We start from the raw sequence: 25,988 nt of genomic DNA on the forward strand, positions 1-25,988 counted from the left end.
GCTGTTGCGGGGTCAGGCCGCCTGTTCGGGCGGCGCATAGCCGACCGGCGCCACGGTATGGGCAAAGGGGCGAACCTGATGGCCGAGACGCGCTTCGAGTGCAGGCAGGATGCGGCGGCGCGCTTCGGCGGCAATCGCCTTGCGCCCGGCATGGTCGCGCGGGTCGAAGGGCTCGAGGAAGAATACTTCCAGCTTGAACGAACCGCGGCGAGCGAGGATGCGCTTGGCATTGTCGACGCCCGCTTCGGTGCCGATCCAGCCGAGCCATTCGCCGATGTCCCCACCGTAGTCGAGCACGACCGGTTGCACGAGCACACCGGCGGGCGGCGGTTCGAGCACGCGCAGCATCGAGGTCTTGAACGGCAGCAGCGACTTGCCGTCGGTGGTCGTGCCTTCGGGGAAGACGGTGATCGACCAGTTGTCGGCCAAGGCTTCCTTCAGCCGATTGACCTGATCGGCAACGCCCATGCGATCCTCGCGCGTGACGAAGACCGTGCGGTTGATGCGCGCGAGCCAGCCGACCATCGGTGCGGTGGCGAGTTCAGCCTTGGCGACGAACGCCGTGCCGCTCGCCCCGCCGAGGGCGAGAATGTCGATCCACGACAGGTGGTTGGCGATGAAGAACACATCGCGCTTCAACGGGACGCCATGCACTTTCAGGCGCGCACCGCACAGGCGGCAGGCAATGCGCAGGAAAATCTTTGGAAAGGGCGAGCCGTAATGGACCGTGCGATAGACGTAATGCAGCGGCACGCACACGAGCAGGGCGAGAAGCAGGCCGATCCCGCGCAGGACGATGCGCATCCAGCCTGCCCAGGAAATCGGTTCGCCTCGTTCCGGGCCGACCTTGCGGTGGCGCCGGGGCTTAAGCTTCACGATCGAGCTTGACACCGTAAAGTTCCATGCGGTGGTCGACGAGGCGATAGCCGAGCTTTTCGGCGATCTGGCGCTGCAGGGCTTCGAGTTCGGGGTCCACGAATTCGATGACCTTGCCGGATTCAACGTCGATGAGGTGGTCGTGGTGGGCTTCGGGCGTCGCCTCGTAACGGGCGCGACCGTCGCCGAAGTCATGGCGGTCGAGAATGCCCGCTTCCTCGAACAGGCGGACGGTCCGATAGACGGTAGCGATCGAGATGCGCGGGTCGCGGGCAACGGCCCGCTCGTGCAGTTTCTCGACATCGGGATGGTCGTCGCTTTCCGACAGGACCTGGGCGATCACGCGACGCTGATCGGTGATGCGAAGGCCGCGTTCGGCGCAGAGAGCTTCAATGTCGATAGGCTGGTGCACGATCGTTCCGCGTAATTTCTGGGCGCGCCAATGATAAGCCCGCGAGCAAAGACTGCAACCGGCAGTCCGATCCGAAAGGTCCGGGGTGACCCGGACCTTCGGGTCATGTCCGGATTTCCGGGAATCGGTGCCGACATCAAGGCCGCGCGGTTGCGAGCCCCATAAACGACACTGCCCGACACGCAAGCGCGCCGGGCAGTATCATCGTCCGGAAATGATCCGGGCGAAGGGTTCAGGCAGCAGCCTTGCCGCGACCGCGCTTGGGCGCAGGCTTGCGGCCGAGGCCGATCTTCTTGGCCAGTTCGCGGCGCTTTTCGGCATAGGCCGGAGCGACCATCGGATAGTCGGCGGGCAGGTTCCAGCGCGCGCGATACTGTTCGGGGGTCATGTTGTAGCGGGTGGCGAGATGCCGCTTGAGCATCTTCAGCTTCTTCCCGTCTTCGAGGCAGATGATGTGATCATTCTTCACCGAAGCACGAATCGAAACAGCCGGTTCCGGCGTCGGTTCGACAGCGGCTTCTGCAGGCTTGAGACCCGCAAGCGCAGTGTAGACGTTGCTGATCAGCAACGGCAGGTCGCCAACGCTGACGCTGTTGTTGCTGACATGCGCTGCAACGATATCGGAGGTGAGGGTGATCAGCGTCTCGCGCAGATCGTTTTCAGTTTCAGACATTGCGAACCGACCTTCTTTCTGTTGAAGTTGCTTTTATGTTGTTGGCCAGATGATTGTTGTTTCTGGCTTTTTTGCCTGACTCAGGCTTTCCAGTCCCATTATGTTTGGGCCATATAGACCGAAGAAATCAATACACAATACTTCCAGACTTGCGCAATATGGAAAATGACGAAATTTTCACATTCGATGCGTTTTCTGGCAGATTTCATTCGATAACGAGTTCCTGGGTTATCGCGTCGATCCGATCTCCGTTCAATGCGCGATAATACCGAGGCCGAATTCCTATCGGTTGAAAGCCGTGTGCTGCATAAAGAACGCCTGCGGGATTGTTTCGCCGCATCTCGAGAAAGAGGCGTTTCTTGTTGCGCTGCCGCGCGCTTTCGATGAACCTTTTGAGCAGGATGTGTCCCAGCCCTTTTCGCCTGTGCGCAGGTGCAATGGCGAAAAGGAGTAGTTCCTCTTCGTCGAAGAGGCCTCTCGACAAGTAAAAGCCCGCAGTGTCCTTGCCCGCTTCGGGGCGATCGGACCCGTCCGATGCAATCAGTTCGTGATGGGTTCCCGCCAGCAGCAGGGCGTCGCTGACCTGACGACGGTTCCACGCCTCTCCGTATTCGGGCGGGAACGCGCTTTGCATGACTTCCATGATACGGTCGACATCGTCGAGCGGGGGAAGCACCAGGTCTCTCTCCGTGAGATCAGGCCGAAAGCGTAGGGCCCTGTTCAGGGCGAGAGGCTTGTTGGCGAGGTTGGGGCAGACGCGCATCGGGCGCGCGGCCGTAGATCGGCGCGGGATCGTCGATCATGGCGTGTTCGTCGAGTGCGCCAAAGGCGCGGGCATCGGGCCACAGCGGCAAAGCGTGGGCGCCGTTGCGCGTGGCGACCGCTTCGGCCTGGCTGCCCGCGACGAGCGGCGCGCGCGTGGCGGCAATGACAGCATCGGGCACGAGCGATACGGTCGGGGCAAGGGCGCGCCCGTCCGGTCCGAAAGGCTGGAAGAACCATTCGCCGTGGCCGCCGCTCATGACGATGTCGATAGCGGTGTCGGGGTGCTGCTCGCGGGCCATCGCCGCAACGAGATCGAGGCAGCCATAGCCGACGACGGAAGCGTTCCAGGCAAGTCCGAGCGCGCGTGCGGCGGCAAGGCCGACGCGGATACCGGTAAAGCTGCCGGGGCCGACATTGACCGCGATCCGCTCGGCGCGCCCCGATCCGGGCAGGGCGGCGATCATGGGTACGAGGTGTTCGGCATGTCCCCGTCCGAGCTGACGGCATTCGCCCGCGACAACCTGTCCGTTCTCGAAAAGAGCGACGGAACAGGCTTCCGTCGCGCTGTCGATGACAAGAACGCGCATTTCTGGGTCAGGGCCGGGCTGGATCAGGGCCGGATCAGGCGGCGCGGACTTCGTTCACTTCGGGAACATAGTGCTTGAGCAGTGCCTCGATCCCGTTCTTGAGCGTCGCGCTCGACGAGGGGCAGCCCGAACAGGCGCCCTGCATGCGCAAGTAAACGACGCCGTCGCGGAAGCCCCGATAGGAAATGTCCCCGCCGTCATTGGCGACAGCAGGGCGGATGCGCGTTTCGATCAGGTCGAGAATCTGATCGACGATGTCCGCATCGGCCGGATCGTCGCCGAAATCCTCGTCCTCTTCGGCCGGAACCGAAAATCCGGCGCTGGCTGCGACGAAGAGCGGCGCCTGCGACACGAAATGGTCGAGCAGGACGGCCAGCACTTGCGGCTTGGTATCGCTCCATGCCGAACCGGGAGCGATCGTCACCGACACGAATTCGCGGCCGAACAGAACGCCCGTCACATCTCCCAATGAAAACAACGCGTCGGCAAGTGGCGAGATCGCCGCTTCTTCGGCAGATGTGAATTCACGGGTGCCGTCCGCCATGACGATCTCGCCCGGCAGGAACTTGAGCGTCGCGGGATTCGGCGTGGTTTCGGTCTCGATGAACATGATTTGCATTTAGAACAGGGGGGGCGAGGGTCAAGGGTTGGAAGTGGTAAAAACCGCGCCAATTTGCAGGTTCGACCAAGGTTCTGGTGCCGGTCTCTAGACTTGCGCGCGATTGCCGGTTCGATCGGTGCGACACAGGCGTTGCATGTTTCCCCGCTGGCGGGGCGCGTCCGCGCAGCTTATGGCCGCCGGTCATGACCATGATCCGCTCGCGACTCGCCCGCGCCCTTGGCGCCGTTGCCCTCCTTGCCGTGGCGCCGCTGCCCGCTTTTGCCGCGACACCGGCCCCGGCTGCGCCCGCGATCATCAAGTTGCCCTTGCAGCCTGTCGTCGGTGCATCGATGCGCGCCTGTTCGCTCAAGACGGCCTCGGGCCTGGGCTATACTGTTCTTCAGCAGGGAACCGGGCCCAAGGCCGGCAAGTCGGACTTCGTCCTCATCAATTACATCGGGTATCTTGCCGCGACCGGGGCCGTCTTCGATCAGAACATGACGACGCCGCTCAATCTCGACAACGTCATTCCCGGCTTTGCCGAAGGTGTGCAGTTGATGGCGCGCGGCAGCATCTATCGCCTCTGCGTCCCTGCTGCGCTCGGCTACGGTGCGGCAGGCGCGGGCGAATCCGTCCCGGCCAATTCCGACCTCGTGTTCCAGATCGAACTGGTCGATTCCAAGACGGTCGAGGAAGTAGAAGCCCTGCGCAAGCAGGCCGAGGCAACGCAGGGCGCCGCCGGTTCGGCCGCTGCTTCCGACAAGCCGGCAACGGCGGTGACGCACTGATCGTCTGCGGGAGGATCCGGACAGACCGGTGAATGGGTAGGGTGATATGCCCGGCCTATTCACTGGTCCTTCATTTTCCCCCGCCCTATAGACGGGATATGGTGTCTTTCCCTCGGCGCATCGCCCGCATCGGTCTGGTCGCAAGTCTTCTTGTCGGCAGCGTTCTGTCTCCGGGAGTGGCATCGGCCGCACCTGCCGCGCATGTGCCCTGGCTCTATGTCGGGTCGGACGTTCCCCATGATCCGCAATGGGTATTCGGCGTCCTGCCCAACGGTTTGCGCTATGTCGTGCGGCACAACGGCGTTCCCCCGGGGCAGGTGTCGATCCGCATTATCGCCGACGTCGGTTCGCTGTACGAAACCGAGGCGCAGCGCGGCTATGCGCACCTCATCGAACACCTGACCTTTCGCGATAGCAAATACCTGAAAGGCGGGGAAGCGATCCCGACCTGGCAGAAGCTCGGCGCGACATTCGGCAGCGACACCAATGCCGAGACCAGCCCGACGCAGACGGTCTACAAGCTCGACCTTCCCAACGCGACGCCGCCCGCGCTCGACGAGACGTTCAAGCTGCTGTCGGGCATGATCGCCGCGCCGATCTTCACGCCGCAAGGGGTGAATACCGAAGTGCCGATCGTGCTGGCCGAAATGCGCGAGCGCGAAGGAGCCGAAAGCCGCGTCGTCGATGCTACCCGGGGCGTGTTCTTCAAGGGGCAGCCGCTTGCCGCGCGCTCTCCCATCGGCACGGTCGCGACCTTGCAGGCGGCAACGGCCCAGAGCGTCAAGGATTTCCACGACAAGTGGTATCGCCCGGACAATACCGTGATCGTGGTGTCGGGCGACGCGGATACCAGCGTGCTGGTTGCCGAACTGACCAAGTGGTTCGGTGACTGGAAAGCGGTGGGCAAGAAGCCGCCGCAGCCCGATTTCGGAGCGCCGGTCGCTCCCGTCGGCAGCGATCCCAAAAATCCGGTGGGCGAAACCGCCGTCATCGTCGAACCGGATCTGCCGCGCGTGTTCAACGCCGCGATCCTGCGCCCCTGGCACAAGGTCAACGACACCATCGTCTACAACCAGGGCAACATGATCGACCGTCTTGCCCTGTCGCTGATCAACCGGCGGCTCGAGGCCCGGGCGCGCGGCAATGCCAGTTTCCTGGCCGCGTCCGTCGATGAAAACCGCATCAGCCGTTCGGCCGACGCGACCCTGATCACGATCACGCCGCTTGGCGACGACTGGAAAACCGCCGTGCGCGATGTACGCGCAGTGATTGCCGACGCGCTCAAGACGCCGCCCAGTCGCGAGGAAATCCAGCGCGAATTGGCCGAATTCGACGTCAGCTACAAAGTGCCCGTCGAAACGCAGGAAACGCAGGCCGGATCGAAACTGGCCGACGACATCGTCGAGGCGGTCGACATCCGCGAAACGGTCGCCAATCCCGACACCGTCTACGCCATCTTCCGCAAGTCGCTGCCGTTGTTCACGCCCGAAGCGGTGCTGGCCCATACCCGCAGCCTTTTTACCGGGACTGTCGAACGCGCCGTCCTCGTCACGCCCAAGGCCAGTGACGGCAATGCGCAAGACCTGCGTGTCGCGCTGACCAGCCCGGTCGATGCCGCCTCGGGCAGTCGCGTCGCTGCGACCACGCTCAAGTTCGCCGATCTTCCTGCGCTCGGCACGCCGGGCAAGGTCGCGTCCTCGGTCATGACCGGCCTGCTCGGGATCGAACGGGTCGAACTGTCGAACGGAGTGCGCGCGCTTTTGTGGCCCAACGATGCCGAACCGGGCCGGATCATCGTGCGTGTCCGTTTCGGCGGAGGCTATGCGGCGATTGATCCCAAGGATGCCGTCTATGCCCAGCTCGGCGATATCGCCCTCATGGATTGCGGCTTCGGTACTCTCGGGCGCGAGGATCTCGACCGGCTGGCGACGGGACGCAAGTTGAGCCTCGATTTCGACATCGGCGATACCACCTTCGGGTTCTCGGCCGATACCCGTCCCGCCGACCTTGACGATCAACTCTATCTCTTCGCGGCCAAGCTGGCCTCGCCGCGCTGGGATGAACACCCCGTGCTGCGCGCGCTGGCCGCGTCGAAGTTGCAGTACGAGAGCACCAATTCGGCGCCGATGAAAGTCCTGCAGCGCGACCTGCCGTGGTTGCTGCGCGACGGCGATCCCCGCTTTGCCACGCCCAATCCGGCCGAATTGTCGAAGGCCACCCCCGAAGGGTTCCGGCGGGTATGGGAAGCCTTGCTGCGGCAGGGCCCGATCGAAGTCGACATCTTCGGCGATTTCAACCGCGACAAGACGATCGCGGCGCTCAATCGCACGTTCGGTGCCCTCGGCGCGCGCGATCCGCTTTCGCCGATGAAGCTGGCGCCGCACTTGCCCGCGCACAATGCCGAACCGCTGGTTCTCACCCATCGCGGCGACGCGAATACGGCTGCGGCGGTCGTTGCCTGGCCGACCGGCGGCGGGCGCGTTGGCGTGCATGAATCGCGGCAGCTCGAATTGCTGTCGCAGATTTTCCAGAACCGCCTGTTCGACGTCATGCGCGAAAAGATCGGGGCGAGCTATGCCCCGCAGGTCAATTCGGCCTGGCCGCTCGACGTGCCTTCGGGCGGTTACTTTGCGGCGATGACGCAATTGCGCCCCGGCGACCTCGCGGCCTTTTTCGCCGCCGCCGAAAAGATCGCCGCCGACCTTTCCGATGCGCCGCCCAGCGCCGACGAGATCGCACGCGTGACCGAGCCGATGAAGCAGTGGATCACGCGCCTTTCGACCGGCAACGGCTTTTACCTCGACCAGCTTCAGGGCGGGGCTTTCGAACCGCGCAAGTTCCCCGATCTGACCTCGATCCTGCGCGATTCGTCGCAGACCACGCCCGAGGCGATGCAGGCGCTTGCCCGTCGTTACCTGCATCCCGACACGACGTGGAAGGTCGAAGTGCTGCCCGAAAAACATTGATGGGCAAGATAATTGGCGCTTTTCGATCACTGTGAACGGAACGCCCCGCTTTCAATTGTCGCCTCGTGCGCCTATTTCCGCATCCGGCCCCCATTCGGGCCGGATGAAGGATGAGGAAAAGTGGCAAGCAATTGGAATGCGCATAGCTGGCGCGGGTTCGAGGCGCGGCACATGCCCGTCTACCCCGACGCGGACAAGCTCGAAGCGGTCGAAAAGACCCTCACCAGCTTTCCGCCGCTCGTTTTTGCCGGCGAAGCGCGCGCGCTCAAGACCGACCTCGCCAATGTCGCGGCGGGCAAGGCTTTCCTGCTTCAGGGCGGGGACTGCGCCGAAAGCTTTGCCGAATTCCATCCCAACAACATCCGCGACACGTTCCGGGTGCTGTTGCAGATGGCCGTCATCCTGACCTTCGCCAGCAAGCAGCCGGTCGTGAAGGTTGGTCGCATGGCGGGCCAGTTCGCCAAGCCGCGCTCCTCGCCGGTCGAGAAGCAGGGCGAGATCGAACTGCCGAGCTATCTGGGCGACAACATCAACGGCATCGACTTCACGCCGGAATCCCGGATTCCCGATCCTGAACGGATGCTGCGCGCCTATAGCCAGGCGGCCGCGACGCTCAATCTGCTGCGCGCCTTTGCGGGCGGCGGCTATGCCAATCTGCGTCAGGTCCATCAGTGGACGCTCGACCATATCGGCAAGAGCCCGTGGGCGGCCAAGTTTGCGGAAATGGCCGACAAGATCGGTGAAGCGCTCGACTTCATGGAAGCTTGCGGGATCAATCCCTCGACGGTGCCGCAGCTTCAGGGGACGAATTTCTACACCAGCCACGAGGCGCTGCTGCTTCCTTACGAAGAGGCGCTGACCCGGCAGGATTCGCTCACCGGCAAGTGGTACGACACCAGCGCGCACATGCTGTGGATCGGTGACCGCACCCGCTTCGAAGGCTCGGCCCATGTCGAGTTCCTGCGCGGCGTGGACAATCCGATCGGTCTCAAGTGCGGACCGAGCCTTGCGCCCGACGTGCTGATCAAGCTGCTCGACGATCTCAACCCCGCGCGCGAGCCGGGGCGGATCACGCTGATCAGCCGGTTCGGCCACGACAAGGTGGAAAGCGGCCTGCCGCCGCTCGTCCGTGCGGTCGCTCGCGAAGGGCATCCGGTGGTGTGGTCGTGCGATCCCATGCACGGGAACGTGATCAAGGCCGACAACGGGTACAAGACGCGTCCCTTCGAACGCATCCTGTCCGAAGTGAAGGGCTTCTTCGCCGTTCACCGCGCCGAAGGCACCCATGCGGGCGGCATCCATATCGAGATGACCGGCCGCGACGTGACCGAATGTACCGGTGGTGCAGTTGCGATCACGCAGGAAGGCCTTGCCGATCGCTATCACACCCATTGCGACCCGCGTCTCAATGCGGCGCAGTCGATCGAACTGGCATTCCTGTTGGCCGAAGCGATCAACGAGGAACGGGCAGAGGTGAAGGCCGAAGCGGCCTGATCCCCACAGATTTCGAACCGATCAGGAAGGGGCGTGGCAGGCAACTGTCGCGCCCCTTTTTCTTTTCTGCGGCGGCGCGTTGCGTGAACAAAGGCGCGCGATTGCACTCGCGGGGCATGGGGGGCTGCGGCTAGACGGGCCTGCATGAAAAACCGTTCCGTCGCGCTCGCCCTTTCCGCCCTGTCCCTTTGCGCGGCCGTGCCCGCCATGGCCGAGACGCTCTATGTCCGTGCCGGGCATCTCGTCGATCCGGAAAAGGGCGTGGTCGAAGGGGCGCGGTTGCTGAAAGTCGAGGACGGGCGCGTGACGGCGGTTCTGGCCGATGGCGCGGTGCCGGCCGGGGCCCGGCTGGTCGACTGGTCGGCTTATACCGTCCTGCCCGGCCTGATCGACATGCATGTCCATCTGGCCGACAATGACGAGACCAACAATCCCGCCGAGCCCTTGTTCCATTCGCCGATGGAAGTCGCTTATATCGGCGCACGCAATGCCCGCTCGACGTTGATGGCCGGGTTCACCACGGTTCATGACGTCGGTTGTTTCCATGCCTTTGCCGACGTTGAACTGCGCAATGCGATCAATCGCGGCGATGTCATCGGGCCGCGCATGTCGGCGGTCGGTGCCTATATCACGGCGCCAGGCGGCGGTGGGGAAGTGACCGGCTTTGCGCCGGAAGTCCATGTTCCCGACGACATGCGTGTCGGGGTCGTCACCAGCCCGGCCGATGTCACGCTCAAGGTCAATTACCTGTTCCAGCACGGGGCCGATTCCATCAAGCTGATCGCGACCGGCGCCGTCGTTGCGATCGGGACTGTCGCCGGGCAGCAGGAGCTGACCGAGGACGAAGTGCGTGCGGCGGTCGATGTGGCCAAGGCGCGCGGATCGTGGGTCACGGCCCATGCCCATGGCGCGGCGGGGATCAAGGCGGCGATCCGGGGCGGCGTGCGCGGGATCGAACATGCCAGCCTGATCGACGACGAAGGCATTGCCCTTGCCAAGGCAAAGGGCGTCTATCTCGACATGGACATCTACAACGGTGACTGGACCGACGAAGTCGGACATCGCGACGGCTATCCCGCCGATTACTTGCGCAAGAACGACGAAACCACGCTCGCTCAGCGCGAAGGCTTTCGCAAGGCGGTCAAGGCCGGGGTCAAGCTGGCGTTTGGAACCGATGCCGGGATCTATCCCCACGGCCTTAACGCGCGCCAGTTCAAGTACATGGTCAAATGGGGCATGACCCCGATGCAGGCCATTCAGGCGGCGACCACGGTGTCGGCCGACATGCTCGGCTGGAGCAAGGACGTCGGCGCGCTGTCGCCGGGGCACTATGCCGACATGATCGCGGTCTCGGGGGATCCCATGGCCGACATTTCCACGCTCGAACATGTCGACCACGTGATGAAGGGCGGTGTCGTGGTGAAATAATACCAACCTGTGATGAGTTCATCTCATTGCAGGTCCGCATAACCGCACAGACCCGTTCCGGGGCAGGGCGCGCGATGGAAACCGTTGCGGCCTTGCCCCACGGCCTATAGGTGGGGCTCCCGCATTTCAGGCAGACACATGGCCCGCAAGCATTCCAAACGCGCCGCTTACGACGACTTCGAGACCGAGGAGGAGACTCCCGTCGAAGTGGTCCCCTGCTGGCTTTGCGGTCGCCCGACCGGTTCGAACATCGTCTGGCACCATCCCGTGCCCAAGAGCCGGGGCGGGCGCGACGTCGTGCCCATGCACCCGATCTGCCAGCAGACGCTGATTGCCAATTTCACCAATTCCGAATTGCAGCGCTACGGCATGGATGTCGAAGGCCTGCTCGCGAACCCGGCGATCCGCAAATTCGTCGACTGGGTCGCCAACAAGGACCCCGACTTCACCGCGACCATCGCCAAGAAGCAGCGCTGACCGGGCGATCCCGTCCGGCATGCCCGACATGGGCCCATGCACATAAAAAAGCGGGCGATCTTGCGATCGCCCGCTCAAGTTTAATGAGGGATTTTATGTTATTCCTCAGAAGGTGATGCGGACTTCGCCACCGAACGTGCGCGGCGGATTGAAGTTGCCGTAATCACCCAGCACCGCGTCATTGGCGCCTGAACGGCGATAGATGTACGTGGTGTCAAACAAGTTCCGGGCCCACATCGAGAACGTCGCCCGGGTGTCGCCTGCCATCGGGATCGAGGCGAGGGAGAGGCGACCGTTGACCACGAAGCTGGCGTCGGTTTTGACCGATTCGTTCTGGAAGCTGTATTGCGAGGATGCATAGTTGGCATCCAGATGCAGCTTCATTTCGGTGCCCGCATGGCCCACCGGCATGCCGTAATCGACTGCGGCCGAAGCAGCGTTGCGCGGCGTGTAGACCACATAGACCTGATACATCGCGTTGTTCAGGAACGGGTTGGGCGTCGCGGGAACGTGGGTATAGGTATAGGCGTACGAGGCGTTGAACGAGAGGCGGCTGGTCGCCTTGACCGTCAGGTCCGCTTCGGCACCGCGGATCTTGGACGTGCCCGGTGCGTTGCGGGTTTCCTCGGTATGCAGATTGAACGTGGGACTGGACGGATTGGTGTCGACATTGTCGAAATCGGTCTGCGTCCCGGTGCGGTCCATCATGTAACCGGCAAGGTTCAGGCGGGCATGATGATCGAAGAGATCCATCTTCGCCCCGATTTCGTACGAGCGCACGACTTCCGGAGAGAATGAATTGAACGTCTGCGAACGGTCGTTGGCGCCGCCAGCGCGATAGCCGGTCGAATACTTGGCGTAGACGTTGACCGTGGGCTTCACGTCATAGGCCGCCACGATCAGCGGGTCGAACCGGCTCACGCCCTGGTTGAACGTGAAATCGGTGGCTGCGCCCTGCACCAGATACAGCGTGCCGTGGCGGTGCTCGTTGGTATAGCGCCCGCCCAGGGTGAGGTGGAACCGGTCGCCCATCCATTCGGGCGTATAGGTCAACTGACCGAAAGCGGCATAGCTCTTGGCATAGGCTTCGCTGGCGCGTTGCAGGAACTGCTGCCCGATCGCCCACCCCTGGTTGGACGAGGTGACGGGGCCGGTAATGGTTTCGCTGTTGATGGTATAACCGGTGCCGTCGCTGTTCCACTTGTTCGAACTGGGCGTCGCGGCCTGTTCCTGCGCCCGTTCGTTGAAGTAATAGCCGCCGACCACGTATTCGACTTGCGGAATGCTGCCCACCAGTTGCAGTTCCTGGCTGAACTGACGCTGGTTGAGGAAGGACAGGCTGTAACGGCTGAACGAGGTGTTGGGCAGGAAGACCGTGCGATGCGCACCGCCCGAATTGTCCCATTGATCGGTCGACACGGTGCGCCACGCGGTGATCGAGCGCAGTTCCATGTTCGGCATGACGTGATAGTTGAGGCGCAGCGAGGTGCCTTCGGTGCGGTCCACGCTGGGCTGCTGGGGCACGCCGATGTCGGCGACGGTCATGCGATTGCCGCCGCTGACCGTTACCAGCGGCGAAAGCGGGGCAATCATGCCCGAGGGCACCTTGTTGCCGTTGGCCGCGATCTGGGCCAGCGTCGCCACCGGCAGGCCGTTGGGATTGTAATTGATCAACTGGCTGTAATTGGGCGTATTCTCGTCCTTGGCCTTGTCATAGGAGACGATGGCCGAGAAATTGGGCGCCGGGGTCCATTTCGCCGAAACGCGGCCGCCGGTGCGCTCGTACTGGTTCCAGCCCGCCTGACCGGCGAGAGGGTTCTTGACGGTCGGATCCTGGTGCTGCTCGATACCGTCGAGCTTGATGGCGATATTGTGGAATTCGGGCAGGTCGATGTGACCTTCGACCGAATGGCTGCCGTAATTGCCGACGCCCGCGACGACACGACCTTCGAACTTTCCGCTGGGATCGCGGGTCACGATGCTGACGGCGCCGCCTTCGGTATTACGACCAAACAGCGTGCCCTGAGGCCCCTTGAGCACTTCGATGCGCTGAACGTCGAACAGCGCGGCGTTCAGCCCCTGCGAACGTCCGAGATAGACGCCGTCGATATAGACGCCGACGCCGGTATCGCGAGCCGTCTGGTTCTGGTCGAAAGGCACGATGCCGCGGATGCCGACGGTCAGAGCCGACTGGCGCGCTTCGAACGTCGCGACGCGCAGGCTGGGCACGCCGCCATCGGCCAGATCGAGCAGACTCTGCACGTGGCGGTCGGCAATGACTTCATCGCTGACGACCGAGATCGCAATCGGGGTCTTTTGCAGGTTGGTCGCGCGCTTCGTGGCGGTCACGACGATTTCGGTAAGGCCGGTATTATCCGTTGCCGGCGCTGCACCTGCCGGAGCCGGAGCAGCATCGGCCGCATGAGCGGCGCCTGCACCCAGCATGACCAACGCGCAAAGCGGCAGCCCGAACATGACCCTCTTGTGATTCACTGTATTCCTCCGACGACGGTCATCCGGAACAGCCCCCCGATAACCACAGTTGTAACTTTCGTTACGGGCCCACTATTCGCGCATTCCTTCACTTTTATGACAGGTCGATGCCGTTGCGACGGGCAGCGAGCATGAGGGGGGGGCATGAGGTGGGGCATGATTGACCGGGGGGAAATTCGTGGCATTAGGACGGCCATGTTTCTCCCGAAACGGAATGCCCCCGAAACGAACGACTGCGCCGACCAGCGCCTGCCGCGATCGCATTCCGGCCTGGTGCTTGCGGGAATGCGCAATCTGGTGGCGCTGTTTCTGGTGCTGTGGTTCTGGATGGCGCCGTCCCATGCGGGGCTTGGCGGGACGGCAACTGCGGCCTTGCTCGTCGCGTATCTGGTCTTTGCCCTGATCCTGCTGGCGGTGGCCTGGCGCAGTTGGTGGTATGAAGTTCAACTCGGGCGGCCGGCCTTTATCGTCGATGTGATCACCTTGCTTTCCGCGCTCTTCCTGACCAAGGCGGTGGCGCTCGATTTCTTTAGTCCTTTCATCCCCTTCTTTGCCTTCCTGACGCTCAATTCGGCCGCGCGCTGGAGTGCGCGCAGCGTGTGGCTGATTGCGGGCGGTCTGGTCCTGGGGTTCCTGCTGACCGGGTGGCTGGTCGATCGCGGCGGTCTGTCGATCGACATGGCGCGTTTCGCACGGCGTTTCGGCTCGCTGGCCCTGCTCGCGGTGATGCTCGTGTGGTTTGCCTTCGGTCGTCAGTTGAGCGGCGCGGCGCGCTACGAACGGCAATGCTGTGCGCCGATGTACGGGGCATTCGGCGGGGTGTTGCGCTATGCAATGGATGCCTATGGGGCTCGCGGAGGCGTCCTTGCATGGTTGGACGAAGGCGAAACGCGTCCGCATCTCCATGCGGCCGGAACCATGGAGGGAGCATCGCTATCGCTGTCCGGCGGCATGATGGCGGGCGACCGGCCTTTCCTCTTCGGCAAGGGTGGGCAACGGCGAATCGTACTGATGGACCGGCGGACCCTGAGTGCCACGCAGGACGAAGGGCCGGTCGGTCCGATTGCAGTGCGTGATGGTGATGAAGGCCTTGCGATTCCGATCGGCAGTCGTACCGGGCGGGGCCAACTCCTGCTTTACGGCATTTCGGGCATGAATTCGGACGATCTTTTCACCGTGCAGGGCGTGGCCCGGGAAATTGCCGCCGCACTTGACGAGGACAATGCCGAAACCCTTGCCCGCGAAGTGGCCTTGTCGCGATTGCGTTCACAGATCGCTACCGATTTGCACGACAGCGTGATCCAGACATTGGCGGGCACCAGGTTCCGGCTTCAGGCTCTGCGGAACGGCGTGGTCGAGGGCAAGGATATAGCACCCGACATCGACATGATCTGCGCCGGAATCGCGGGCGAACAGGACCATGTCCGCACGATCATCGAACAGTTGCGCCAGGGCCGGATCCAGCCCGGCCACCGTGACCTGAGAGAGGAATTGCGCGCCGTTTGCGCCCATCTCGCGCGGCACTGGATGATCAGGATTGCCGTGGCCGAGGTGGAAGAGCCTGTCATGGTCTCGGCGGCTCTTTGTTTCGAAGTGCAGCAGATCCTGCGCGAGGTTACTGCGAATGCGGTTCGCCACGGCAAGGCAACCGCAATCGATCTGGAAGCGGCCTGTGTCGAGGGCAGGATCCGGCTCGAAATGATCGACAACGGCGAAGGGTTTGCCGTCCCGCATCAGCCGCGCTCGATTGCCGGGCGCGTGGCCTGGCTGGGCGGTGATCTGACGGTCACATCCGTGCCGGGGCGAACGGCGATCGTTGTCAGTCTGCCGATGGGGTTCGCATGAGGATCGGGGTTCTGTCATGATCAGTCCGGGCATGTTGAGGATCGTCATTGCCGACGATCACGCGTTTTTCCGCGCCGGGCTGGAACAGGTTCTCGGCAGCCTGGGCTTTGCGGTCGTCGCGTCCGTGGGCGATGGCGACGCAGCGCTTGCCGCCGTCAAGGAGCATCATCCCGATCTCGTCATTCTCGACGTTCGCATGCCCGTGCGTGATGGGGGCGAAGTTCTGAAGGCGCTGCGCGCCAAGGGCGATGCGACCCCCATTCTGATTCTGGCCGCCGAAATTGACGATGACCGGCTGGTTTCCGCCGTACGGGCCGGTGTCAACGGGATCGTGTTCAAGGATACCGAGGCCGGAGCCCTGCGCGAAGCGATCGGCACGGTGATGGCGGGGGAGCGTGCTATTGCCGTATCGGTGATGGAACGTGCCTTTACGCTGGTGTCGGAGCCTCGGGGGCCATCCTTGCTGGAAAGCCTGTCCGAGCGGGACCGCAAGATCGTCGAAGGCGCCGCAGCAGGCCTGCGCAACCGTGAAATTGCCGAAAGGCTCGGAATTTCAGAAGGCTCCGTGAAGATCTACCTGCACCGGATTTTCGATCGTCTCCATGTCAGCAATCGCACTGAACTGGCGTTGCTGGTCCGGACAAAAGGCTGACCATCGGCGGGCTACAGGTTCGCCTTGAACAGGACGAGCATGCGGGACCATGCTTTTTCGGCCTGTTCGCGGTCGTAGACGGGGGCGTCGATCGTGCACCAGCCGTGCTGGGCGGGGTAGACCTCGATCTCGGCGGGGCGGTGGGCCTGTGCGGCGGCGGTTTTCAGAGTGGTCTTGTCGTCGGGGCTGCGGGCGTCGTCGTTCTGGGCGATCGCGAACAGGAATGAAGCCTTTGTGCGGGGCAGCAGGAGGTGGGGGCTGTCGGGGCCGGTATCGACAAGGCCTGCGCCGTGGAACGAGGCGGCAGCGCCGATACGGTCGGGTTCGGCCGCCGCAGTGCGGACGGTATAGGGGCCGCCCATGCAAAAGCCGCAGGTGCCGATGCGATGCATGGTATCGACTTCGCCCTGCCGGTCGAGCCAGCCGACATAGGCGGCGGCATCGCGCATGATGCCGGCGGGTGTGATCTGGGTGATCAGGGGCTTGAGCTTGGCCTGTCCTTCCGGCGTGCGCCAGGCGACAAGGGAATCGAGCACCGGGGCTTTCGCACCGCGATAGTATTGATTGACCGCCAGCACGGCATAGCCCGAGGCGGCCAGATGCGCGGCCATGGTGCGATAGGCCGGACGCAGCCCGGCGATGTCGGGCCAGAGCAGGACGGCGGGATGGCGTCCGCTCGTCGGGGCGACGAACCATGCGTCGGTGATGCCGTCGGGCGTGGTGATGGCGACGTCGCGCCCCTTGACCGGAAGAGCGGGCGGTTCGCCTTGGGCGCGGCATCCGGGCATGGAGGCCAGCGTCATCGCGCCCGCGCCGAGTGCGGCGAACCGGCGTCGATCGAGTGTCCCCGCGCGGGCGAGAAAGCGGGCGGCGTCGGTTTCGGTCAGGTCATCGCACATCGTGGGGGGCTCCCATGGCTTTGCGTGCGGACGATAGCGACGCGAGCCCCCGGTGCAATGCGATTGTCAGCTCTTGAAGACGACGGTCTTGTGTCCGTTGAGCAGGGCGCGATCCTCGAGATGGAGGCGGACTGCTTCGGCAAGGACGCGGCGTTCGATGTCTCGGCCCTTGCGGACGAGGTCGTCGGGGGTGTCGGCGTGGGTGACCGATTCCACGTCCTGATGAATGATCGGGCCTTCATCGAGGTCGGCAGTGACGTAGTGGGCGGTCGCGCCGATCATCTTCACCCCGCGCGCGAACGCCTGGTGATAGGGCTTCGCGCCCTTGAAGCTGGGCAGGAAGGAATGGTGGATATTGATGCAGCGGCCGGACAGGTAATGAGTCATGTCGTCGGACAGGATCTGCATATAGCGGGCAAGGACGACGAGTTCGGCGCCGGTTTCCTCGACGATGCGCTTGATCTCGGCTTCCTGGGCGGGCTTGGTCGCGGCGGTGACGGGCAGGTGGTAATAGGGAATGTCCGACCACAGCGGCACCGACAGTGCCTCGCGCGGGTGGTTGCCGATGATTGCGACGACATCCATCGCCAGTTCGCCGATGCGCGCGCGATAGAGCAGGTCGCCCAGGCAGTGGTCGAACCGGCTGACCATCAGGATCACGCGGCGGCGCAGGCCGGAATCGCGCAGGCGCCAGTCCATGGCGAATTCCTCGGCCACCGGGCGGAAAGCCTCGCGCAGCGCGACCACGCCCTGTGCGCCCGGATCGAGCACCACCCGCATGAAGAAATTGCCCGACAGCGCGTCGTCGAATTGTTGTGCTTCGAGAATGTTGGCGCCGCTTTCGAACAGCTTGCCGGTGACGCCGGAAACGATTCCGGGGCGGTCCTTGCACGACAGGGTCAGGATAAGCGGTGCGGTCATCGTTCTCTTGTCTTTCGGGTTGAATCCGGCAGGTCAAATCCGGTTTGCGCGGGGTCTATGTGCCTGATCGGATCATCCGGCAATGACCGAATGCCCGACCGCGGCACCGTTCCATCCCCATGGGTTCGCCCGATAATAAATGCTTATGCGGGCAATCGTTCGGGGCTGGGTCGGTGCCTCGTTCCCGATCCGCCGTCCGGCGAAAGAGGAACGCGGCCCTATAAATCGCGCCTTGCGGCGTGACGATACCTCGTGGGGGTAACGGGTCACATGTGTCAAGAAACTATGCACATATGCCTGGAAAGGGTGGCATGGGCAATTGCCACGGTTCCGGGGGCGGACTATGCACGGGCTCAAACCGAACTCTCCGCATTTGAGGACCGTTCCATGAAGACACGCGCTGCCGTCGCATTCGAACCGAAGAAGCCGCTGGAAATCGTCGAAGTCGACCTTGAAGGGCCCAAGGCGGGCGAAGTCCTGGTCGAGATCATGGCGACTGGGGTTTGCCACACCGACGCCTATACGCTGGACGGGTTCGACAGCGAAGGGATCTTCCCCTCGATCCTGGGCCATGAAGGCGCAGGGATCGTGCGCGAAGTGGGGCCGGGCGTCACCAGCGTGAAGCCGGGCGATCACGTGATCCCGCTTTACACCCCCGAATGCCGCCAGTGCAAAAGCTGCCTTTCCGGCAAGACCAACCTGTGCACCGCGATCCGCGCGACGCAGGGCAAGGGGCTGATGCCCGACGGCACGACCCGCTTTTCCTACAAGGGTCAGCCGATCTTCCATTACATGGGCTGCTCGACGTTCTCGAACTTCACCGTCCTTCCCGAAATCGCGGTCGCCAAGATCCGCGAGGACGCGCCGTTCCAGTCGAGCTGTTACATCGGTTGCGGCGTGACCACGGGCGTCGGCGCGGTCGTCAACACCGCCAAGGTACAGGTCGGTGACAATGTCGTCGTCTTCGGCCTGGGCGGGATCGGGCTCAACGTGATCCAGGGCGCGCGCATGGCCGGTGCGGGCAAGATCGTGGGCGTCGACATCAACCCCGACCGCGAGGAATGGGGTCGCCGTTTCGGCATGACCGACTTCCTCAACACCCGCGGCATGAGCCGTGACGAAGTCGTCGCGGCGGTCGTCGCGCTGACCGACGGCGGCGCGGATTACACTTTCGACTGCACCGGCAACACCGAAGTCATGCGCACCGCGCTCGAAGCCTGCCATCGCGGCTGGGGCACCTCGATCATCATCGGCGTTGCCGAAGCGGGCAAGGAAATCGCGACCCGTCCGTTCCAGCTCGTCACCGGCCGCAACTGGCGCGGGACCGCGTTCGGCGGCGCCAAGGGCCGTACCGACGTGCCCAAGATCGTCGACTGGTACATGCAGGGCAAGATCGAGATCGATCCCATGATCACCCACGTCATGGGCCTCGAAGACATCAACAAGGCCTTCGACCTCATGCACGCGGGCGAATCCATCCGCTCCGTCATCGTCTACTGATTGTCGTCATCGTCCGTGTCCGGGTCGATCCTTGCGGTCGGCCCGGCCGGAGGGATCGGCGCGACAAGGCCGTAGGCGCTGTAATGCGTGTCGATTTCCGGTGAGAGCTTTCGAGCGGCGGCAAGGTCATCCTTGCCGCCGTTTTCCTGTCCGGCCTTGAATTTTGCCAGTGCGCGCAGGAACAGCGTGTTCGCCATGTCAGGGCGCAGGGCGAGCGCCGCATCGGCATCGGTGATGGCCGCGGCATAGTCCTTGCGGCGCAAGTGCACGAGCGTGCGGCTGTCGAGATAGCCCGGCTCTCCACGGCTCTTGCGGATCGCGGCGGTGCAATCGTCCAGCGCGCGGTCGAGATCGACATTGGCAAGAGCCCGGTTCCAGCAGCGCATGTTGAGCAGGTCGGGATAGCTGCTGTCTTCGCGATGGAGCGTGATCATCGGGTCGATCAGGGCCAGCGCGCGATCGGCCTTGCCCATGCGTTCGTAAAGGCCGACGGCTTGCATCATGTCGAGCGAGGTTTTCGGCGTGGCGGCAACGCCGGCATCGGCGTCGGCCATGGCGCCGGTCCGATCCCCGTCGTGAAGACGCAGCCACGCGCGGTGGAACAGCAGGACATTGTCGTTCGGTTTGAGCGCAAGAGCGGCATTGGCGTCTTTCAGAGCCAGATCGCGCTTGCCCGCGCGTTGATAGGCTCTCATGCGCATGGTCAGGAGATCGGTGCGTTGCGGAGCCAGCCGGATCGCTTCGGACAAGTCGGCAATGGCGCCGTCGATGTCGCCCTTGGTCATACGCGCCGATCCGCGTCCGGCGAATTCGTCGGCGGTCTTGGGGGCGTTGATTTTGTCGGTTCCGGTGAAGTTCCTTTCCACCGTCTTCATGTGACCGATTTCGTCCTCGGTGGTGGAGGAAAAGATCGGGCCGCCGTTGTAGGTGAGGTAGATCACGTTCTGGCTGCGTGCGATGAAAACGTGATGCGACAGGAAGAAATCCATGCCCAGCAGCATGTCGGTGCCGTCGCTGCCCATGTCGTCGTCGACGACCCGGATCGGGGAATTGTGAATTTCCTCGCCGTTGAAATCGATCGAATCGGTGCGGGCGATCCAGCTTCTGCGTTGTTTCGTCCCGACGCCGGACATCTTGACCGAGGCGACCACTTTGGGGGAATTCAGGTCGATCCCCACTTTTTGGGCTGCCGAGCGTGTCAGGATCGAGGACGTCGCACCGGTATCGAGCATGGCGCGGATCTTGTGCCCGTTGATCCTGATTTCGCCATAGACATGGTAGTCGTGGTCGTCGCTTCCGGGCAACAGGGGCATCATGGCCAGAGTGCGATCGCCCGCCCAGTAGGCAAGATTGACCTTGGCGCAGTTGTGCGGCTTGATGATGTTCACCGTGCCGTGGGCAAGGTCGTATTCGGTATCGGCAAAGGACAAGAGGTTGGCGCCGATGAAGCCGTTGCCGCCGTCACTGCCGCCGACGATGAACTGGATATTGTGCAGCGGATATTCCGCCAGTTTGAATTCGCGGATCGTGGCGAGTTCGGGCGTGAAATCGCCGCCGATCCCGGTGACGAAGAAACCTTCGGGCAATGGTCCCAGAGAAAGCCCGAGTTCGGCTGCCCTTGCTCTGGGCATGGTGTTGAAGAAGGCGCCCGTATCCAGCCAGAAATGGGTTTCCTTGCCGTTGACGGAGACCGGAACGCTGGCCCGGTGATCCTCCATGACGACGGGTAGCCGCGCAAGCAGGTTGACTTTGCAGGCGTTGTCACCGGCATAGGCGGCATGGGGCAGGGCCACCCCAAGGAGGAGTGTCGGGGCGAGCAGGGAGCGGGCAATCCAGCGCATTGCGTCATGACTGCCCGCTTTATTGTCTATTGGCAACCGGCTTGAAATCAAATGAAGTAACGTAACTGGTCCAATCTGGTCACAGCGCCGAAATTCCTCCATCAAGTTTGAGTTCGGCACCGGTCATGAAGCTCGATTCGTCGCTGGCAAGATAGAGGACGCCGTTGGCGATTTCTTCGGGCGCGCCGATGCGGCCAAGGGGAATCTGGCGGGCGAGTTTTCCCATGATGACTTCTTTTTCGATGCCTGCATTGGCGCCGATTCCGTCAAGAATGGGCGTGTCGACAAAGGTCGGGTGAATGGAATTGCAGCGGATCGCCCAGCCGCGTTTCGCGCAGTAAAGCGCGACTGACTTGCTCAGCATCCACACCGCTGCCTTGCTGGCATTGTAGCCGGGCATGGTATCAGAAGCGATCAGCCCCGCGATCGAGCTGATATTGATGATCGAACCGGGCTGGTTGTCCTTCATCAGCGGCAATGCTTTCTGGCAGCCCAGAAAGACGCTGTCGACATTGACGGCAAAGCCGCGTCGCCATTCTTCGAGCGTGCAGGTCTCGATCGTGCCGCGCACGCCGATCCCGGCATTGTTGACCAGCACCGACAGCCCTCCGAGCGCCTCGGCGGCGCAGGCAATGGCCCGGTCCCAGTCGTCGGGGTCGGTCACGTCGTGGGCAAGGGCAAGCGCGGTGCCCTCGCCGAATTCGTCATTGATGGCTTGCGCGGCGGCGGCGACCTTGTCGGCATTGATGTCGGTCATCAGCACGCGGGCGCCTTCGCGTGCCAGCACGCGGGCGTGGGCAGCGCCCAGCCCTTGTGCCGCGCCGGTCACCAGCGCCTTTTTTCCAGAAACCCGTCCATCGGCAATCGGGGCCATTGCCCTCTCCTATCTTAAGCGTTCGATTAAACGCTTATGAGGCGAGCTCCGAGAAACAGCAACATTCTTGTGTCGATGGCATAGCCTTCGGCCCGGCGGGCCGCGATGAAAGCGTCGACCTGGGCCAGCGGGACGCGGTGGACGGTGATGTCCTCGCCATCAAGGCCACCGCCTTCGCCGATCTTTTCGAGGTCGGTGGCGTGGAACAGCGTGTAGGATTCGGTGACCATGCCCGGCGAGGACTGAAATTCCCCCAGGGATACGATCTGCCCCGCGCGATAGCCGGTTTCCTCTTCCAGTTCGCGGGCAGCGGCCACCTGGGGGTCTTCGCCTTCGCCACCGTCATCGTCGCCGACAAGACCGGCAGGCAATTCGAGCGAGCGTCGCCCGAGCGGGATGCGGAACTGTTCGACCATGATGACGTGGTCGTTGTCGATGGCCAGGATCACCGCGGCGGTGACATTGCGGGTACGGCTGACATATTCCCAGCGCCCCCGGGTCTTGGCGGCGATGTAGCGACCTTCCCAGCGGATCTCCTCGGGCTGGGCATATTCGTCTTCAAGAGCCATGGGCACTCCGGTTCACAGTTCGATGACGCCGTCGGGCAATTCGTTGACGGCTGCGGCTTCGCGCGGGAAATGCTCGGCCAGAACCTGCCCGACCTGTTCGATCGCTGCAACCAGTCCGTCGCCGGTGCGGCCCGCGCGGATTTCGGTCAGCATGGCATGCATGGCATTGCCCCAGATTTCGGGGGGCACCCGTGAGGCGATGGCCGCATCGGCGACGATTTCGGCGCGCCGTTCGGCAAGCGACAGGAAAATGACCACCCCGGTCGCCCCATGCGTGCGTCCCTGTGCGGCAAGACGGAAGGCCAGCATGGCCCGCGCGCGGACGCGGCGCGCCTTGATCGCGCCGGGGGTCAGCCACAGGCGCAAGGGGCGCCAGAGCATCAGCAGCCACATGCCCGCAAACTTGATCGCCGCGACGAAGAGAGCAAGGCCGAAAGCCTCGTGCGGGGTCCAGCGATGGGCCCACATGCCGAGCGAACGATCGACGAGGCCAAGGTAGAAATCCGAGCCGATTTCCAGAGCACACAGAGCCACAAGCGCGATGGCCGCCGACCATGCGAGGGCGACGTCGGCGTAATTGTCCGAGGCTTGCGAAAAGACGGGGACGATTTCACCGTTCGCGCGACTTTCGGCGGCGACGACGGCGCTTGCCGCCTTGCGCCGGTCTTCTGCCGACAGGATGTTCGCCATGGTCATTCCCCCTTGGTCTCATACGGCCCTGAAATGAGATGCACTCATCGCAGGGCGTTTCGCTTGGACGGCGCGCGGCCTTTTACCAGCCGCCCGAGGCGCCGCCACCGCCCGAGCTGCCGCCACCGCCGGAAAATCCGCCGCCACCGCCACCCCAGTCGTTGCCGCCGCCCCAACCGCCGCCACCGAAGCCGCCGCCCGGAAAGATCCACACGCCGCCGCCGTAGCGGCGACCGCCGCCGCGCAGCACGCGCAGGAGCGGCATGAGGAAGAACAGGACGAAGATCACGAGAAAGACGACCGTGCCGCTGTCGAATTGCGGCTGGTCCTCGCGCGCGACCTGGTCCTTGGCTTGTGCGGCGACTTTGCGCGCCTGATCGTCGGGCAGGCGCAATTGCGTGATCAGATCATCGACCGCCGCATTGATGCCCCCGGCATAGTCGTTGGCGCGAAAGCGCGGGACGATGTCGTGGCGGATGATGATGCTCGACAAGGCGTCGGTCACGATCCCTTCGAGGCCATAGCCGACCTCGATCCGCACTTTGTGCTCGGTCGGCGCGACCAGCAGGAGGATGCCGTCATTGCGTTGCTTGTCGCCGATGCCCCAGGTGCGGAACAGGCGATTGGCATAGTCCTCGATCTCGTCGCCGCCGAGGCTGGAGACCGTGGCGACGACAAGCTGGCGTTGTGACTGGGTTTCCAGTGACGCAAGTTTGGTGTCGAGCGCGGAAACCTGATCGGGGGTCAGGATGTGTGCGTCATCGACCACGCGCCCGGTCAGTTGCGGGAACGTCTGGGCGCTGGCCGGGGCAAGACCCGACCACAGCGCCGCTGCAAGGATCAGCAGCGCTGCGGCAAGACGGTGAAGACGCGGGCGCATGGACGCGCGCCCGCTCAATGGGCCGGTTTGGCCGGAGTGTCGAAATTGACCGTCGGAGCGGCCTGCGCGCCTTCGGCCGCTTCGAACGGCACCATCGGCTTGGCGCCGTAAATCACTTTGGCCGCAACGACCGCCGGGAACGTGCGGATGGTCACGTTGTATTCGCGGACCGCCTCGTTGTAATCGCGGCGAGCGACCGAGATGCGGTTTTCGGTTCCTTCAAGCTGGCTTTGCAGCGTCAGGAAGTTCTCGTTCGACTTGAGATCGGGATAGGCTTCGGCCGTGGCGAGCAGGCGGCCCAGACCCTGCGAAAGTTCGCCCTGCGCTTTCTGGAACTGGGCGACCTTGGCCGGATCGGTAAGATCGTCGGCGCTGACCTGGATCGAGGTTGCCTTGGCGCGGGCTTCGGTCACTTTGGTCAGGGTGTCCTGTTCCTGCTTGGCATAGCCTTTGACCGTCGCGACCAGATTGGGGATCAGATCCGCGCGGCGCTGGTACTGCGTCTGGACGTCGGCCCACTTGGCCTTGGCATTTTCCTCGGCGGTCGGAATGGAATTGACCCCGCATCCGGCCAGCGAAGCGGCGGCCGCAGCGACAAGGGCGAAACGGGCAAAACGGTTGAACAGGCGTGCAGCCATGATCGATACTTTCCTTGACCCGGCAGGCGCGGGAAACGCACCATGCTTTCGCGCGCAGAGATAGCGTGTCGTCATGACCGTTCAAGCACTACGGTCGATGGCGCAGTGCCGTTCGTCGGAAACGGACAGCCGCCACGACCTTGCGAAAGTGGGTGAAGGATGGCAGTCAGGCCGACAATATTAACTACAAACGGGGCAGGCGATGGCACTTCTCTCGGAATTCAAGGCCTTCATTTCCCGCGGCAACGTGCTTGACCTTGCTGTCGGTGTTATCATCGGCGCCGCTTTCGGCAAGATCGTGACCTCGTTGACCGAGGATCTCATCATGCCGGTGCTGGGGCTGGTCACCGGGGGCATCAATTTCTCGAACAAGTTCGTCGTGCTCGGCGCGGTTCCGGCGACCTACAAGGGATCGCTGGAGGACTATGCCGCGCTCAAGGCCGCGGGTGTGGCGCTGTTCGGGTATGGGGCGTTCATCACCAATGTCATCAACTTCCTGCTGATGGCTTTCGTGATCTTCCTGCTGGTCCGTTCGGCCAACAAGCTGATGACCAAGCCTGCCGAAGAGGCTGCGCCGCCCCCGCCGTCGGGGCCGAGTGAAGTCGATCTGCTGATCGAGATCCGCGACGCTCTCAAGACGAAGTGAGCTTTGGGGGCCCAGTGAACCTTGGGCCCAAGTGAACGCGGCGTCCGGGCGCCACGGAAAGAGGAGGCGGGAACCGCAAGGTTCTCGCCTCTTTTCGTTTTGGCCCCTTTCAATTCGGGGTGGGCGCCTTATATGCGCTCCTGCCGGTCTCGTGCCGGCTATGACGATAAACTGTGGCGTGCAATAGGCACAGCGGACCCGGGGGCGGTACCCGGCGGCTCCACCACCTCTCTCGCCTTGCGGGATAGATGACGGGGCCGAACTAGGATCGACGTGTGTTGAAAAGCGTTGCTTTCGTCCGGGCTGAGTAACCCGTTAAAGGCTCAAAACTCACAAGTGCCAACGACAACGAAGCACTTGCTCTCGCTGCGTAACCTGACGGCCTAACGGCCAGATCTTACAAAGCGAAAGCGCGGTTGGACCCGCCGGGCAACAGAAGGATACCAGGGGTTGGGGGCGTACCTAGCAACAGA

At 63.3% G+C, this 25,988-nt stretch carries 24 protein-coding genes and 1 other RNA gene; 10 read left to right on the top strand and 15 right to left on the bottom strand.

The window, feature by feature from the left end; genetic code table 11:
• Nucleotides 1-12: 12 nt before the first annotated feature.
• The 6 genes from Y88_RS13620 to Y88_RS13645 form a co-directional block, all read right to left on the bottom strand.
• Complete coding sequence (locus tag Y88_RS13620) at nucleotides 13-876, bottom strand: lysophospholipid acyltransferase family protein (RefSeq protein WP_008070231.1); 864 nt, start codon at nucleotides 874-876, stop codon at nucleotides 13-15.
• The gene (locus tag Y88_RS13625) at nucleotides 866-1,288 is read right to left on the bottom strand and encodes a Fur family transcriptional regulator (RefSeq protein ID WP_008070232.1); all 423 of its coding nucleotides are present in this window, start codon (nucleotides 1,286-1,288) and stop codon (nucleotides 866-868) included. Before Y88_RS13625 ends, Y88_RS13620 begins: the two co-directional genes overlap by 11 nt.
• A gap of 232 nt (nucleotides 1,289-1,520) precedes the next feature.
• Nucleotides 1,521-1,961, bottom strand: a complete 441-nt coding sequence (locus tag Y88_RS13630) for a MucR family transcriptional regulator (protein WP_008070233.1) — start codon at nucleotides 1,959-1,961, stop codon at nucleotides 1,521-1,523.
• A gap of 205 nt (nucleotides 1,962-2,166) precedes the next feature.
• The gene (locus Y88_RS13635; protein WP_008070234.1) at nucleotides 2,167-2,637 is read right to left on the bottom strand and encodes a GNAT family N-acetyltransferase; all 471 of its coding nucleotides are present in this window, start codon (nucleotides 2,635-2,637) and stop codon (nucleotides 2,167-2,169) included.
• A gap of 19 nt (nucleotides 2,638-2,656) precedes the next feature.
• Nucleotides 2,657-3,313, bottom strand: a complete 657-nt coding sequence (gene tsaB, locus Y88_RS13640; protein WP_008070235.1) for a tRNA (adenosine(37)-N6)-threonylcarbamoyltransferase complex dimerization subunit type 1 TsaB — start codon at nucleotides 3,311-3,313, stop codon at nucleotides 2,657-2,659.
• 34 nt (nucleotides 3,314-3,347) lie between these two features.
• Entirely contained in the window at nucleotides 3,348-3,923 is a 576-nt protein-coding gene (locus Y88_RS13645; protein ID WP_008070238.1) for a NifU family protein, read from the bottom strand.
• A 194-nt stretch (nucleotides 3,924-4,117) separates the two neighbouring features.
• Between Y88_RS13645 and Y88_RS13650 the strand changes: the two genes are divergently transcribed.
• From Y88_RS13650 to Y88_RS13670, 5 genes are all read left to right on the top strand, one after another.
• Nucleotides 4,118-4,702 carry an FKBP-type peptidyl-prolyl cis-trans isomerase gene (locus Y88_RS13650; protein WP_008070242.1) on the top strand — a complete coding sequence of 195 codons (585 nt, stop codon included), beginning with the start codon at nucleotides 4,118-4,120 and terminating at the stop codon, nucleotides 4,700-4,702.
• A 98-nt stretch (nucleotides 4,703-4,800) separates the two neighbouring features.
• Nucleotides 4,801-7,668 carry a M16 family metallopeptidase gene (locus Y88_RS13655; RefSeq protein ID WP_008070243.1) on the top strand — a complete coding sequence of 956 codons (2,868 nt, stop codon included), beginning with the start codon at nucleotides 4,801-4,803 and terminating at the stop codon, nucleotides 7,666-7,668.
• A gap of 120 nt (nucleotides 7,669-7,788) precedes the next feature.
• A complete protein-coding gene (locus Y88_RS13660) occupies nucleotides 7,789-9,162 on the top strand; it encodes a class II 3-deoxy-7-phosphoheptulonate synthase (protein WP_008070246.1) in 1,374 nt (457 codons plus the stop codon).
• 144 nt (nucleotides 9,163-9,306) lie between these two features.
• Nucleotides 9,307-10,590: a Xaa-Pro dipeptidase gene (locus Y88_RS13665; protein ID WP_008070248.1), complete on the top strand. Its 1,284-nt coding sequence runs from the start codon at nucleotides 9,307-9,309 to the stop codon at nucleotides 10,588-10,590.
• 138 nt (nucleotides 10,591-10,728) lie between these two features.
• Nucleotides 10,729-11,067, top strand: coding sequence for a hypothetical protein (locus Y88_RS13670; RefSeq protein ID WP_008070250.1), 339 nt, complete (start codon nucleotides 10,729-10,731; stop codon nucleotides 11,065-11,067).
• Nucleotides 11,068-11,172: 105 nt separating this feature from the next.
• On the opposite strand, the gene Y88_RS13675 is transcribed toward Y88_RS13670, so the two are convergent.
• Nucleotides 11,173-13,542: a TonB-dependent receptor gene (locus Y88_RS13675; RefSeq protein WP_018075451.1), complete on the bottom strand. Its 2,370-nt coding sequence runs from the start codon at nucleotides 13,540-13,542 to the stop codon at nucleotides 11,173-11,175.
• Nucleotides 13,543-13,755: 213 nt separating this feature from the next.
• On the opposite strand from Y88_RS13675, the gene Y88_RS13680 reads away from it, so the two are divergent.
• The gene (locus Y88_RS13680; protein ID WP_008070255.1) at nucleotides 13,756-15,405 is read left to right on the top strand and encodes a sensor histidine kinase; all 1,650 of its coding nucleotides are present in this window, start codon (nucleotides 13,756-13,758) and stop codon (nucleotides 15,403-15,405) included.
• A gap of 16 nt (nucleotides 15,406-15,421) precedes the next feature.
• On the top strand, nucleotides 15,422-16,057 hold the full coding sequence (locus Y88_RS13685) for a response regulator (RefSeq protein ID WP_008070257.1): 636 nt from the start codon (nucleotides 15,422-15,424) through the stop codon (nucleotides 16,055-16,057).
• 11 nt (nucleotides 16,058-16,068) lie between these two features.
• Here the strand turns inward: Y88_RS13685 and Y88_RS13690 are convergent, their stop codons facing one another.
• Nucleotides 16,069-16,956, bottom strand: coding sequence for a dienelactone hydrolase family protein (locus Y88_RS13690; protein WP_008070259.1), 888 nt, complete (start codon nucleotides 16,954-16,956; stop codon nucleotides 16,069-16,071).
• Nucleotides 16,957-17,022: 66 nt separating this feature from the next.
• Entirely contained in the window at nucleotides 17,023-17,877 is an 855-nt protein-coding gene (gene purU / locus Y88_RS13695; protein ID WP_008070261.1) for a formyltetrahydrofolate deformylase, read from the bottom strand.
• A gap of 387 nt (nucleotides 17,878-18,264) precedes the next feature.
• Between purU and Y88_RS13700 the strand changes: the two genes are divergently transcribed.
• Nucleotides 18,265-19,377 carry an S-(hydroxymethyl)glutathione dehydrogenase/class III alcohol dehydrogenase gene (locus Y88_RS13700; protein ID WP_018075450.1) on the top strand — a complete coding sequence of 371 codons (1,113 nt, stop codon included), beginning with the start codon at nucleotides 18,265-18,267 and terminating at the stop codon, nucleotides 19,375-19,377.
• On the opposite strand, the gene Y88_RS13705 is transcribed toward Y88_RS13700, so the two are convergent.
• The 6 genes from Y88_RS13705 to Y88_RS13730 form a co-directional block, all read right to left on the bottom strand.
• Nucleotides 19,371-21,218, bottom strand: coding sequence for an aspartyl protease family protein (locus Y88_RS13705; protein WP_018075449.1), 1,848 nt, complete (start codon nucleotides 21,216-21,218; stop codon nucleotides 19,371-19,373). The two genes, Y88_RS13700 and Y88_RS13705, sit on opposite strands and share 7 nt — an antisense overlap.
• Before the next feature lie 79 nt (nucleotides 21,219-21,297).
• A complete protein-coding gene (locus tag Y88_RS13710) occupies nucleotides 21,298-22,092 on the bottom strand; it encodes an SDR family oxidoreductase (RefSeq protein WP_008070267.1) in 795 nt (264 codons plus the stop codon).
• Between the two features lie 26 nt (nucleotides 22,093-22,118).
• Nucleotides 22,119-22,661, bottom strand: coding sequence for an NUDIX hydrolase (locus tag Y88_RS13715; RefSeq protein ID WP_008070268.1), 543 nt, complete (start codon nucleotides 22,659-22,661; stop codon nucleotides 22,119-22,121).
• Between the two features lie 12 nt (nucleotides 22,662-22,673).
• The gene (locus Y88_RS13720) at nucleotides 22,674-23,351 is read right to left on the bottom strand and encodes a TPM domain-containing protein (RefSeq protein WP_332306355.1); all 678 of its coding nucleotides are present in this window, start codon (nucleotides 23,349-23,351) and stop codon (nucleotides 22,674-22,676) included.
• Nucleotides 23,352-23,433: 82 nt separating this feature from the next.
• Nucleotides 23,434-24,231 (bottom strand): TPM domain-containing protein, encoded by a 798-nt coding sequence (locus tag Y88_RS13725; RefSeq protein WP_008070274.1) that lies wholly within the window; start codon nucleotides 24,229-24,231, stop codon nucleotides 23,434-23,436.
• Nucleotides 24,232-24,245: 14 nt separating this feature from the next.
• Nucleotides 24,246-24,869 carry a LemA family protein gene (locus Y88_RS13730; RefSeq protein WP_018075448.1) on the bottom strand — a complete coding sequence of 208 codons (624 nt, stop codon included), beginning with the start codon at nucleotides 24,867-24,869 and terminating at the stop codon, nucleotides 24,246-24,248.
• Nucleotides 24,870-25,071: 202 nt separating this feature from the next.
• On the opposite strand from Y88_RS13730, the gene mscL reads away from it, so the two are divergent.
• Together mscL and ssrA are read left to right on the top strand one after the other, a co-directional pair.
• Nucleotides 25,072-25,515 carry a large conductance mechanosensitive channel protein MscL gene (gene mscL, locus Y88_RS13735; protein WP_008070278.1) on the top strand — a complete coding sequence of 148 codons (444 nt, stop codon included), beginning with the start codon at nucleotides 25,072-25,074 and terminating at the stop codon, nucleotides 25,513-25,515.
• 103 nt (nucleotides 25,516-25,618) lie between these two features.
• Nucleotides 25,619-25,963: a transfer-messenger RNA gene (ssrA, locus tag Y88_RS19000) on the top strand.
• The last annotated feature ends 25 nt before the right edge of the window (nucleotides 25,964-25,988 follow it).

This window comes from Novosphingobium nitrogenifigens DSM 19370 (assembly GCF_000192575.1).
GTDB lineage: Bacteria > Pseudomonadota > Alphaproteobacteria > Sphingomonadales > Sphingomonadaceae > Novosphingobium > Novosphingobium nitrogenifigens.

Bases quoted from the DNA above. Each gene is read 5' to 3' on its own strand.
- Y88_RS13630 (WP_008070233.1), bottom strand. From the start codon at position 1,961: ATGTCTGAAACTGAAAACGATCTGCGCGAGACGCTGATCACCCTCACC.
- tsaB (WP_008070235.1), bottom strand. From the start codon at position 3,313: ATGCGCGTTCTTGTCATCGACAGCGCGACGGAAGCCTGTTCCGTCGCT.
- Y88_RS13645 (WP_008070238.1), bottom strand. From the start codon at position 3,923: ATGTTCATCGAGACCGAAACCACGCCGAATCCCGCGACGCTCAAGTTC.
- Y88_RS13650 (WP_008070242.1), top strand. From the start codon at position 4,118: ATGACCATGATCCGCTCGCGACTCGCCCGCGCCCTTGGCGCCGTTGCC.
- Y88_RS13655 (WP_008070243.1), top strand. From the start codon at position 4,801: ATGGTGTCTTTCCCTCGGCGCATCGCCCGCATCGGTCTGGTCGCAAGT.
- Y88_RS13665 (WP_008070248.1), top strand. From the start codon at position 9,307: ATGAAAAACCGTTCCGTCGCGCTCGCCCTTTCCGCCCTGTCCCTTTGC.
- Y88_RS13670 (WP_008070250.1), top strand. From the start codon at position 10,729: ATGGCCCGCAAGCATTCCAAACGCGCCGCTTACGACGACTTCGAGACC.
- Y88_RS13675 (WP_018075451.1), bottom strand. From the start codon at position 13,542: ATGTTCGGGCTGCCGCTTTGCGCGTTGGTCATGCTGGGTGCAGGCGCC.
- Y88_RS13680 (WP_008070255.1), top strand. From the start codon at position 13,756: ATGTTTCTCCCGAAACGGAATGCCCCCGAAACGAACGACTGCGCCGAC.
- Y88_RS13685 (WP_008070257.1), top strand. From the start codon at position 15,422: ATGATCAGTCCGGGCATGTTGAGGATCGTCATTGCCGACGATCACGCG.
- Y88_RS13690 (WP_008070259.1), bottom strand. From the start codon at position 16,956: ATGTGCGATGACCTGACCGAAACCGACGCCGCCCGCTTTCTCGCCCGC.
- purU (WP_008070261.1), bottom strand. From the start codon at position 17,877: ATGACCGCACCGCTTATCCTGACCCTGTCGTGCAAGGACCGCCCCGGA.
- Y88_RS13700 (WP_018075450.1), top strand. From the start codon at position 18,265: ATGAAGACACGCGCTGCCGTCGCATTCGAACCGAAGAAGCCGCTGGAA.
- Y88_RS13705 (WP_018075449.1), bottom strand. From the start codon at position 21,218: ATGCGCTGGATTGCCCGCTCCCTGCTCGCCCCGACACTCCTCCTTGGG.
- Y88_RS13710 (WP_008070267.1), bottom strand. From the start codon at position 22,092: ATGGCCCCGATTGCCGATGGACGGGTTTCTGGAAAAAAGGCGCTGGTG.
- Y88_RS13715 (WP_008070268.1), bottom strand. From the start codon at position 22,661: ATGGCTCTTGAAGACGAATATGCCCAGCCCGAGGAGATCCGCTGGGAA.
- Y88_RS13720 (WP_332306355.1), bottom strand. From the start codon at position 23,351: ATGGCGAACATCCTGTCGGCAGAAGACCGGCGCAAGGCGGCAAGCGCC.
- Y88_RS13725 (WP_008070274.1), bottom strand. From the start codon at position 24,231: ATGCGCCCGCGTCTTCACCGTCTTGCCGCAGCGCTGCTGATCCTTGCA.
- Y88_RS13730 (WP_018075448.1), bottom strand. From the start codon at position 24,869: ATGGCTGCACGCCTGTTCAACCGTTTTGCCCGTTTCGCCCTTGTCGCT.
- mscL (WP_008070278.1), top strand. From the start codon at position 25,072: ATGGCACTTCTCTCGGAATTCAAGGCCTTCATTTCCCGCGGCAACGTG.